Here is an 11,576-nt window from a genome sequence, read left to right as displayed (position 1 = left end):
CGCGTTCCATCACTTGAGAACCGCGCGATGGCGGGCCTGCAAGCCGATATCGGTGATTTCGGTAAAGTTGATTTGGCTCCCGACGCTGATGGGGGCCTGGGTGCTGAAGACTTTGCGCTCACCGGGCTTGAGCAATAGGTAGTCATCCAGCATTTGAACCTGGCCGCCTTTGTCGACTTGCACATCCACCAGGGACAGATGAAACGCACTGGGATTGGTGACGGTCAGGGTTTGCCCATCGGTCCGGCTCCATACCAGTTGCGGCACGGCCTCTGACGAACTGCCTGCCAGCCCGGCCGGGCGATAGAACAGCTTGAGGCGCTGGCGCACGGCAAATTGCACACTGTCGGCGGCTTCCGGCTTCAGCGGGATTTCCATGACGTTAAGCAAGAACATCGACTCCACATCGCTGGGCAAGCCTGCGCCGGCGTACAGAATGCGCAGCAGGTGATGCTGTTGAGCATCCAGGCGAACCAGCGGCTGAACCACGGCAAAGGGCACCGGCGAAGTTGCATCATCGTCCTCGCGGGTGACCCAGCTTTGCACCGCCAGTTCGCTGGAGGACTGATTGACGATATTGATGCTGGCTTCTTTATATTGGCCAAAGTAGATCAGGCGCGTGCCTTCAATCTTGACCGTCGCCTGCGCACAGGGCGCCAGGGCCAGCAACGCTGCAATCAGCGCACTGATCCAGAGCAGGGAGCGGCAGAATGGCAAGTGGTTGAGAGGTGACATGAGGGCCCGTAGCTTTCCTGGGTGTGTTGGAGTGGCTTCGGGGTCCATGGTAGGAGGTGGGTGTCAGGGATTCTCTCAGGCGATTCTTAAAAGGGAAAATTGCAGGCTCAGGGTTGGGGCGAGGTGGCCCGGCGCGAGTCGGTGGACTGTTGGATATTTGGTGGCCACGTTTGGCCGAACGCTTGAGCGGCGAGACCCGTTTACCAACATTGCCGGCGGAAGTTTCGCAGGCTTTCGTCGCGGTATGGCAACAAACCATCCTTCTGGCCCAAGGTGTGGCTGAACAAACTGAATCGACCCGCGTTTCGTAGGCACTTCTAGGGGGCCGCTCTTGGCCGATTTCTGCCGGTGACGACCGACTGAAAACGGCCAAGAGCGGTCATTCCTTTTGTCTACGGAGCCAGGGGCGATTCAATGAATGCTTGAGGCTAGTTCGAAAATCGGGATGTACATCAGGATTACGATGACCCCGATCAGCAGGCCGATGAAGGTCATCAGCAGCGGTTCGAACAGTCGCACAAACCACTCGATCCAGCGGCTGATTTCTTCGTCGTAGAAGTCGGCGCTGCGCTCCATCATTTGCCCGAGGTTGCCGGACTGTTCGCCAGCGCGCAGCAGCCGCAGGGAGACGGGCGTCACCAGATGATTGAGCTCCAGCGCGACCGACAACGATTGTCCCTCGCGCACCCGTTCACAGGCTTGGTCCAGGCGTGTACGCGACGCGACGGTGAGCAGGCCCCGAACCATCCCCATGGCCGTGACGAGGGGGATGCCACCTTGCAGCAAAATCCCCAGGGAGCGATAGAAACGCGCCAGTTCATACATAAAGATCCGTTGATGCACCGCCGGGAGTTTTTCGATTACCCGATCCACGCCCCGGCGAAAGGCAGGTTGGCGCTGCAAGGCGGCGAGGGCGGTGATGGTCGCCGCCAATACGCCGAAAAACTCAAGCTGATGAGCGTGCAGAAACATGCCGCTGCTCATCAGGATCTGTGATAACCATGGCAGGTTCGACCCGAGGCCTTCGAACACCAGGCTGAAGCGCGGCACCACGTATCCCATCAAGAACAGCACCACGCCACTGCCGACAATCAGTAACAGCATTGGGTAGATCGAGGCGCTGACGATCTTTTGTCGCACTTCATCCATGCGCTGGCGATAGCTGACGTAGCGCCCCAAGGCCTCGCCCACGCCGCCGGTCTTTTCACTCGATTGCACCAGCGCCACGTAGAGCGGTGCAAACACCTCCGACAATTGGCCCAACGCTTGGGAGAACGACTTGCCCTCATAGAGCAGGCGCACCAGTTCGTTCAGGGTTTTGCGGGCCTGGGGGGCGGTTTCTTTTTCCGCCAGGCTTTCCAGCGCATCGATCAACGGCAATCCGGCGTTGAGCAAGGTCGTCAGTTCCTGGCTGAACAACACCAGGTTGAATGTCTCGCGCTGTCGCAGGCGCAAGGCTCTCCAGGGCCGTTCTGCCTGCAGGCTGATCACGCGCAGGCCCTGGTCTTCGACGATGCGTCGGGCTTCGCTGTGGCCGGGGGCCTCGACGGTCATCGAAACCACGCTGGCCTTGCCGAATGCTTTGAGATGAAAGCGCATTAGGATCGCTCCGCTCATTGCCAGTTGGTGACTTCAGCGTTTTCGCCGTCGCCACCGGGTTGCCCGTCCTTGCCCATCGACAGCAGGTCGTACTCGCTGTTTTCCCCGGGATAGCGGTAGGCGTAGTTGCGGCCCCAGGGATCCTGGGGCAACTTCTTCTGCAAATAAGGGCCGGTCCAGCGGGTTTCGTCGCTTGGTGCGGTGACCAGCGCCTGCAATCCCTGCTCGGTAGACGGGTAGTGGCCGACCTCCAGTCGATACAGATCCAGCGCCTTGCCCAGACCTTCGATTTGCGCCTTGGCGACCTTCACTTCCGAGCGGCCCAACTGGGCGAAATACTTCGGCGCGACGATGCCGGCCAACAACCCCAGCACCACCAACACCACCAACAGTTCGAGCAAGGTGAACCCGCTTTGAGTGCGCGGGGCGGAACACGGACGCTGATTCATGATGACCTCATCCAGTCGACAGCAGGGTCGCTATGAGGGTCTATGCAATTGCCGCGCCCATGATCGAAGAGCCCGCTGCATCCCTTGTAATACGGCCCTTTGCGCCGACGGCACAGTGCTTGCGTATGGCCACTTGACTACTGGCCATTGGGGCATAAGCCCCGTTTTTCGGGGCCAGCCAGGGGAGGTACGAAACATGAAAGCACTCACCGCAGGACTGCTCGGCACGCTGCTGCTGACCGGCGTCGCCCAGGCCGATGTCTTCGTTTCCATGGATGCCAAGGGCAGTTACGTTCTGTCAAATGTACACCGCCCCGGACGGCACTATGAACGGGTGATTCACGAGCCCGAATCCGCCCAGATGAGCATGGATCAGCAACCCCAGATGATTGCCCGCCAGCCTTATGCCGAGCTGGTTTCGGCGGCCGCCACGGCCAATCAGTTGCCGGAAGCGCTGCTGCACGCGTTGATTCAAACCGAGTCCCACTACAACGCCGAGGCTACGTCGGCTAAGGGGGCCGGTGGCCTGATGCAACTGATGCCCGACACCGCCCGGGAGCTGGGGGTGACTGACGTCTACGACCCCAGGGCCAATATCCAGGGCGGCGCCCGCTATCTGAAGCGCCTGATGACCTTGTTCGATAACGATATCAGCCTCGCCGTAGCGGCCTATAACGCCGGCCCGCAAGCGGTGCTCAGCCGTGGTGGAGTGATCCCGCCGTTCGCCGAAACCCAACGTTACGTGCCCAGCGTTTTGCGCCAATACCGACGTTTGCAAGGCCTGGCTATCGATGCGCCGCTGTGAACCACCGTGCGGGGCAGGCTGCCCCAAATGTGGGGAAACCCAGGGCGAACGAAATGGGGGGAATGGGTGGGGGATTTTCCCCGGCTTATCAAATAGAACGACCCAAGCTACTGATATATAAACAAATTATTTATGGCATGCGGATTGCTCCAGAGGATTTATCGAGAATTGTTCTTGTGAATACCTACAGCGAGGCCAGTAATCATGACCGGCATACTTCACTTCCCGTCCTTGTTTCAGTTGTCGCTGTTGGTGGCATCGATGCTTGGCATTGAGTTGGCCGAAGCGGCCGTACGTTGTGAACGCAACCTTGTGGCCAACGTCGTGGCACTCGATCAGCCGCTGATGTTCAACCGCCTCGGTGCGCAGAACGCCAACGGCATGATGTTCGCCCTGCGTCGCGATGTGGTCGACGATCATGAGCGGTCATTGGCCCAGGGAGGTTCGGCGGTGCCTGGCAACGTATCGCTGCGCCCAGACAAGCGTCCGCGGCCCCTGGTGCTGCGCGTTGCTGCAGGTGAATGCCTGACGGTGAACCTGCAAAACCTGCTGGCCTACTCGGCCAATCCCGCCAGCCACGAAAGCGGCGGAGTGGGTGAGATTGAGGGCTCAGCAGAGATCGGTAACGCCGCCAACTTCAAGGTCGATGAGCAAGTCTCCGACCGTTATGTCGGCTTCCAGATTAACGGTATGCAGGCGGTCAACAGCATCGACGACATTTCGTCTTACAGCGGACGCAATGCCAACACCCTGATCGCGCCCGGCGCCACGCGCTCCTACACGTTGTACGCCGAGCGCGAAGGTGCATTTGCCGTCAGCAGCCGCGGAGCGACCTTCGGCGGTGAGGGCGACGCAGGCAACGTGGCTAACGGTTTGTTCGGCGAAGTAGTGGTGGTGCCAAAAGGCGGGCGCAGTTACCGCAATACCGTGACTGAAGAAGAGATGCGTCTGGCCAGCAGCGGTCGAACCCCGGCCGGTCAACCGATTGTCGACTATCAAACCCGCTACCCGCAGCGCGAACCGTGGATACGCGAAGGCAAAGCCGGCACGCCGATCATCAGCATGGTCGACGGCAATGAAATCATTTCCAGCGAGAGCGATGCGATTGTGATGGGCAGCAATGCTGACGGCAGCTTCCCGCCGTCGACCTATCCGCTGGAGGCCATCGGCAAACGCAACCCCGCCATACCGAACAGGCTGGAACCGTTCCGCGATTTCGCCTCGCAGTTCCAGGATGAAACCGCTGCCACTCAAGCGTTCCCGGCGTACTGGGCCGACCCGGTGATGGCCCACGTGCTGGAGCCGACCCGCGACTCATTCATGATCAACTATGGCTCCGGCGGCATGGGTGCCGAGGTGGTCGCCAACCGCTTGGGCGTGGGGCCAATGCACGATTGCCTGTCCTGCGCCTATGAAGAGTTCTTCCTCAGCTCCCATGTCGTCGGCGATGTGGCGATGCTAGTGGATGTACCGGCCAACGTAGGCCTGGAAAATATTCGCCCCGGTGAAACGCCGCGCGCCGATCAGGTCGGAGTCAAGGCGACCATGGCGTTGTATCCGTCCGAGCCGTCCAACGTCAATCACAGCTACATCGGCGACTTCGTTAAATTCCGCAATACCCATAACGGCCATGAGCAGCACATTTTCCACCTGCACGGGCACCAGTGGCTGTTCAACCCCAACGACGATAACTCCGACTACGTGGACGCCCAAGGCATTGGCCCGGGCGCTGGTTACACCTACGAAATCGCTAACGGTGGTTCGGGCAACCGCAACCGCGTAGCAGGCGATGCCATTTATCACTGCCACTTCTACCCGCATTTTGCCCAGGGTATGTGGAGCATGTGGCGGATCCACGATGTGTTCGAGGAAGGCACCCAACTTGAGGTTTCCCTGCAGGGCGCCGATGGCTTCCACCGCGAGCCGTATGCCTTGCGCAGTGGTAAACCGGCTTCCGGCGCACGGGCTCTGCCGGATGGCGAGATCATCGCCGGGACGCCGATTCCAGCGGTCGTGCCATTACCAGGCAAAGCCATGGCACCGATGCCAGGCAAGGTCGCAGTGGTGCCTAAAATCGGCGCAACCCTTGTGGCCGGGGATGATGAGCAGCATCACAGCGGCACCCAAGCCATCGGCTCCCTGGCGCTAGTGGATCGCAGCGAAGCCAACCGAAATACCGACGGCAGCCTGAAAAACCCGGGTTACCCGTTCTGGATCGGCGGCATGGAAAGTTCAGTCGGCCAGCGTCCGACAACGCCACCGCTGGACATGCTTGACGCCGCTACAGCCCAAGCCCTGAAAGGCAGCGGCAAAGCGCTGTGGGCCAATCTCGACCCGGCTCAGTCCGGTGGCTGGGATGGCGGTTTGGGACGCCATACCCTGGACGGTTTCTCTTCTGGTGGTACGGCGCACACCATCACCACGTCGCTGGATTTCTCCAAGGAAGTAACCCGGGCCAAACCGATTTACATGCCGGAGGAGGGCACCGAAGTCGAACAGGCCGCGATGGCGTTCCACGCAAAAAAAGACCACCCAAGCTTCGCTGTGCTACCCGGTAATCAAGTGGTAGCACGTAACTTCCGTACCAACGGGGCACTGCCGATCGCGGGGGCGCCGTACTACGAACCGTGCATGGACGATCGGCAAAAACGCCTGACCGCCAGCGCCGGCACCGGTGAGTTCAACAGCGGCGAGCGGGTCGACGGCCTATCCGTCACGGGGTCCTCGACCTTTACCGCAGAACGTCCGCGCATCTATAAAGCCGCCAATATCCAGTTCGACGCGGTGTACAACAAGGTCGGCTATCACTTCCCTCAAGCGCGCATCCTTGCCCTGTGGGAGGACGCCTGGCCGGTGATCACCAAACAACGCCCGCCAGAGCCTCTGGTTATGCGCATGAATACATTTGACTGCGTGCAATACCAGCAAACCAACCTGATTCCGGCCACCTATGAAATGGACGACTATCAGGTGCGCACGCCCACTGACGTAATCGGCCAGCACATTCACCTGCCGAAATGGGACCTGACAGCTGCCGATGGTTCGGCCAACGGTTGGAACTACGAAGACGGCGTGCTTTCCCCCGGTGCCGTGCAAGAACGCGTCCACGCGATTCGCGAGTTCAACCAGTGCGAAGGCACTGACCCGCGTGATGGCACGCCGGCTTGCCCAAAAGCCAAGGCGCACCCGTTCTTCGGTCAATATGGTCGTGCCGACTGGATGGGCGCCCGCACGGCGATGCAGCGCTGGTTTGTGGACCCGGTCGTGAATACCAAAGGCGTCGACCGTGGGCTGGGGACCATTTTCACCCACGATCACTTAGGCCCATCGACTCACCAGCAAATTGGTTTGTACGCCACGGTGCTGGCGGAACCGGCTGGTTCGACCTGGTTCCACGCCGAAACCGGCGAGCCGTTGTATAGCGGCGCTCGGCAGGACGGCGGGCCGACGTCGTGGCAAGCGGTGGTGTCCACCGGTGATCTGGACGGTGACGGCAAGAACGACAGCTTCCGTGAGTTCTTCCTTGAGTACAGCGACTTCCAGCATGCCTATGAAGCCGGTGTGTATGTCGGTGCTGGCCCGAATGGAGTTCCTGACCCACAAGCCTTCCCGGCCACAGCAGACAGCTTCCGCTACGCGATCAACCCTCCAATGCGCAAGGAAGCCGCGGCCCCGCTTGAACAAGTGGTCGAAGTGCGTGGCGGAATGACGCCCGGCTGTCCAAGCAGGCCGTGCCCGCAAGCCATCTCGGTGGATGACCCTGGCATGTTCGTGGTCAATTACCGCAACGAACCGCTTGCCCTGCGTGTGTACGACCCCAACAAGGTAGGCCCGGATGGTAAGCGTGGCATGCAGGCTGATGGTCTGGGTGGCGATCTGGCGTATGCCATGCAAAGCCGCACCGATCGTGCAATTGCGGCGATGAACATGGCGCCGAACCTGGTTACAGCCGCGAGAGGTCCTACCGGCGGCACAACGCTGTTCCCGCCACACATCAATCGGGGCGGGTCTGAACCGGGTGACCCGTTCACCCCGATGCTGCGTACCTACACGGGTGACAACGTGCGGCTGCGGGTGCATGCCGGTGGCCACGAGGAAGAGCACAATGTGACCCTGCACGGCGTGAAGTGGCTGCAAAGCGGTTCCGGCTTCGGCAACAGCTCCAACTCCGGCTGGCGCTCGTCGCAGATGATCGGGATCTCAGAGCAGATGGGCTTTCTTGCGCCGGTCTCGATGCTCTCCAGTTCGGCTGCATCTACAGGTGACTACCTGTACTCGATGGACGCGTCACTGGAAGGCTACTGGAGCGGAATCTGGGGGGTGATGCGCAACTACACCGCCCAGCGCAACGACCTGTTTGCGCTGCCGAACAACCCGAAACCGGCTGGCATGCGCAACACTGTGGCGTTCGACGGCACCTGCCCACGAATCGGCGCCAACCCCAATGGCATCGGCACCCGGCCGACCCCACAGCGTAACTACGAAGTGGTCGCGGCACTGGCCAACGACATTCTCGGCAACCCGCTGAACCTGTCCATGGCCGATCCGGCAGGGCTGGGGCAACACGTCGGCGGGCCTTTGAGCCCGGCAGGCGGCACCCTGGTGTACAACTCACGGGCTGTGAGTATTGCGCAAGTCACGGTGAACGACCCCGAGGACGGGACGACCTTCACCATCGGCGGGCAGAGCGGGCCGCTGCATGACCCGACAGCGATCCTCTATGTGCGCAAGGCTGACCTCGATCCGATCACCGGCAAGCTCAAGCCCGGAGTGCCTGTGGAACCGCTGGTACTGCGGGCAGCAGCTGGCGACTGTATCAACATCACCCTGGAGAACCGGTTGCCCCTGGTGATGCCGGACCTGACCCAGACAGCCTCGGTAATGGGCATGGTCAAGCGTGACCGCAACGGTGGCGAAGGCTCGACCACCTTCAGCAATAACCTGATGCGGCCGTCCAGCCATGTCGGCCTGCATGCCCAGCTGCTGACGTACGACATCACCAAATCCGATGGGACCAACGTTGGCACCAACCCGATCCAGACGGTGCCACCGCGTGCCGGCAGTACCGGGGCTTACCCTACCCGGTCCTATCAGTACTACGCCGGACATCTGGAGCGCGAAGGCAAACCGGTCTCGCAACTGGGCCGCAGCGTCGACAACATCAACGCCACGGCGGTGGAGTTCGGCGGGTTGAATTTTACGCCGGCGGATGTCATCAAGCAGCCGCAAAAAGGCCTGGGCGGGGCGATGAGCATCCTGCCGATCGGCGCGACCTGGGTTGACGACAAACGCAAAGTGTCGGCAACCGTTACCGCAGCGGGGCAAACCACCTACCGCGACTTTGCGATGGTCTGGCAGAAGGCGCTGAACATGCGCTGGGCCAATGGTCGCCCAGTGGAAGGGATTGCATCGGAGGCCGGAGTACCGACCGACCCGCAGGACAACTCGAGCATGGCCATCAACTATAAAACCGAACCGATGTGGTACCGCTTCGGCCTGGCACCGGATGCGCCATTCGGCCACGCCGATGGCCATGGTTACGGCGACGTGCCAAACGCACACATGGCCTACAGCAATGCGTTGGTTGGCGGCGACCCACAGACACCAGTGTTGTATGTAAAACCGGGGCAACCGTTCCGCACCCACATCCTGATGCCCACCGGTGGCAGCCGTGGTTCGACCTTCCAGCTCGATGGCCACGTCTGGTCTGTCAACCCGTTCCAGTCGGAGAAAAGCGATCCGGGTGGCTACCCAATGAGTTCGCCGGGAGTGGGCTCGGTGCGGTTCGGCTACAACCCGATGTCGATGTACATCGGCGCCCACGAAAGCATTCTGCCAGCGGCACATTTCAGCTTCATGCACCCAAGCGCCGGGGGCAGCAATGCGGTACCGGGCGATTACCTGTTCCGTGACTACGCCGCCTACGGCAACACCGCAGGGCTCTGGGGGTTGCTGCGGGTGACCAACGAACCTGAACCGGCTCCGGCACCTTGAGCCACGGCAGACACTGTAAGGGGGAAAGCATCATGAACAGGAGCGCCAATGTGGTCGGGTGTGTGCTGGTTGTCGGCATGGCACTGGTCTGGCTGGGCGTCTGGCGCACGGCGCCGTCCACGCTGCCCGCTGAGGTTGCGCTGGCGAATGCCCACAGCGGCCAGACGTTGGCGCGTGACGGTGTGTGGGTGGACTTCAAGGTTCAGCCGCTGGCCGAGGACGGTGTGCTGCGCGAAGGCAGTTTCGCCGACGTGCAGTTTCGGGTCCGCGACAGCCACTCGGGCCAGCCGCTCTCGGGGGTGAATCCCGGCGCCTGGCTGGACCCGGAAACTGTCGCTGCCGACCAGGCCCAGGGCCGTGAGAAGAGCTGCAAGTCCCGGGTCGGGGTGTTCCTCAAGTCGAGTATCGGGGCGCGGCCCATGCTCGATATGAACAGCTATTTCCTGCTGGTGATGAACCGCGACGCCAGCGTTTCGGTGGTCGACCCTTCGGTGTCTGTCGGCGGGATCACCAGCACAATGGCACGGGTCGATCTCAAGCAACCCGCTGTGGATTGGGTCTCCACACGGGACAACAAACGAGTGTTCCTCTCGATGCCGACTGCTGGGGAAGTGGCGGTGCTCGACAGTGAACAATTCAAACTGATTGATTCGGTCACCGCCGGCAGCCAGCCGACGCGGGTAGCGCTGCAACCGGATGAGCGCTTGCTGTGGATCGGCAACAATGCAAACACATCGCAGGCGTCCGGCGTCACGGTGATAGATAGCCATAGCCTCAAAACCCTCAAGCACCTCGCAACAGGCAACGGCCACCACGAAATCGCTTTCAGCAAGGACAGTCGTTACGCCTTCGTCACCAACCGTGACGACGGCACCCTGAGCATCATCGACATCACCACCCTGACCATCAGCCGGCAACTCAAGACCGGCACGCACCCTTTGTCAGTGGCTTATTCGGCGCTGTCCGAGGCGGTGTATGTCGCCGACGGCAATGATGGCACTGTGACCGTGATCGATGCTGCCAGCCTGGCGGTACGGCGGGTGATCAAGATGAGCCGGGGGCTGGGCCCGATGGGTTTCAGTGCGGATGGGCGTTTCGGCATGGTGCTTAACACCCTGGAGAACCGCGCCGAGGTGATCGACGCCGCGACCGATTCACTGATCCATGCCATTGATGTCTCCGCCGAGCCCTTCCAAGTGCTGTTCAGCAAGGCTTATGCCTACGTGCGCGGCCTGGCCTCCGCCAAGGTGACGATGATCAACCTGGCGTCTCTCGGCGAAGGTCGCACGCCGATCAGCCAGGGTTTCGAAGCCGGGCCCCAGGCGCCTCGGCTAGCCGGTGATTTGCCGTTGGCCTCCAGCATGGCGGTGTCGCGGGACGACAACGCGGTGTTTGTGGTCAACCCGACGGACAACACCACCTACTTCTACGCCGAAGGCATGAACGCGCCTATGTCCGGTTACCCCAATCGCGGGCAAATGGCCCGAGCGGCGATGGTCATCGACCGCAGCCTGCGCGAAGTGGAGCCGGGGTTGTACAGCACACGGATCAAACTGCCAGCTGCCGGGCGTTTCGACGTGGCCTTCCTGCTCAATCAACCGAACATCATCCATTGCTTCACCACCCAGGTGGAGCCGGACAAAAACCTCAATCTGGCGTCCGACGCACCCAAGGTGGAATTCATGCTCGACCACTCCACGGTGGTGCTCGGCAGTCCTTATGTCGTGCGCTTTCGCATCGTCCAGGGCACTCCAAAAGCGCCACGCAGTGGGGTGGAGGACGTGCACGTACGTTACTTCCGCGCACCGACTTCAAGAGCGCAAGAGGTGGCGGCACTCGACGTCGGTGACGGCATTTACGAAGTGCCGGTGACCCTCGCCCAGAGCGGCGCGTGGTACCTGCATGTGCGCGCCGCATCACTGGGCGCGAGTTTCGATGACAAAACGTTTGCCAGCGTTCGGGTATTGCCCGGCGAGGCTTTTTGAAGAGGAAAT

General features: G+C 61.2%; 6 protein-coding genes and 1 pseudogene. 4 read left to right on the top strand and 3 right to left on the bottom strand.

Going from position 1 to position 11,576, the window contains the following annotated elements:
* Positions 1–9: 9 nt before the first annotated feature.
* The gene (locus PSFL_RS08855) at positions 10–735 is read right to left on the bottom strand and encodes a molecular chaperone (protein WP_057436537.1); all 726 of its coding nucleotides are present in this window, start codon (positions 733–735) and stop codon (positions 10–12) included.
* 113 nt (positions 736–848) lie between these two features.
* On the opposite strand from PSFL_RS08855, the pseudogene PSFL_RS08850 reads away from it, so the two are divergent.
* Positions 849–1,022, top strand: a pseudogene (locus PSFL_RS08850) (plasmid replication region); the annotation flags it as partial.
* Between the two features lie 124 nt (positions 1,023–1,146).
* On the opposite strand, the gene PSFL_RS08845 reads toward PSFL_RS08850, so the two are convergent.
* Both PSFL_RS08845 and gspG read right to left on the bottom strand, forming a co-directional pair.
* Positions 1,147–2,334, bottom strand: a complete 1,188-nt coding sequence (locus tag PSFL_RS08845) for a type II secretion system F family protein (RefSeq protein ID WP_057436535.1) — start codon at positions 2,332–2,334, stop codon at positions 1,147–1,149.
* Between the two features lie 14 nt (positions 2,335–2,348).
* Positions 2,349–2,783, bottom strand: coding sequence for a type II secretion system major pseudopilin GspG (gene gspG, locus PSFL_RS08840; protein ID WP_057436533.1), 435 nt, complete (start codon positions 2,781–2,783; stop codon positions 2,349–2,351).
* Between the two features lie 196 nt (positions 2,784–2,979).
* On the opposite strand from gspG, the gene PSFL_RS08835 reads away from it, so the two are divergent.
* From PSFL_RS08835 to PSFL_RS08825, 3 genes are all read left to right on the top strand, one after another.
* Positions 2,980–3,588: a lytic transglycosylase domain-containing protein gene (locus tag PSFL_RS08835; RefSeq protein WP_170059152.1), complete on the top strand. Its 609-nt coding sequence runs from the start codon at positions 2,980–2,982 to the stop codon at positions 3,586–3,588.
* Between the two features lie 204 nt (positions 3,589–3,792).
* A complete protein-coding gene (mnxG, locus tag PSFL_RS08830) occupies positions 3,793–9,582 on the top strand; it encodes a manganese-oxidizing multicopper oxidase MnxG (RefSeq protein ID WP_273879701.1) in 5,790 nt (1,929 codons plus the stop codon).
* 32 nt (positions 9,583–9,614) lie between these two features.
* Positions 9,615–11,567 (top strand): cytochrome D1 domain-containing protein, encoded by a 1,953-nt coding sequence (locus tag PSFL_RS08825; RefSeq protein WP_315492275.1) that lies wholly within the window; start codon positions 9,615–9,617, stop codon positions 11,565–11,567.
* The last annotated feature ends 9 nt before the right edge of the window (positions 11,568–11,576 follow it).

It is taken from the genome of Pseudomonas sp. DD1 (assembly GCF_044510355.1).
In the GTDB taxonomy this organism is placed as follows: domain Bacteria; phylum Pseudomonadota; class Gammaproteobacteria; order Pseudomonadales; family Pseudomonadaceae; genus Aquipseudomonas; species Aquipseudomonas shahriarae.
The sequence above is the reverse complement of the archived record's forward strand: the minus strand, read 5'-3'. Positions and strand labels throughout refer to the sequence as shown.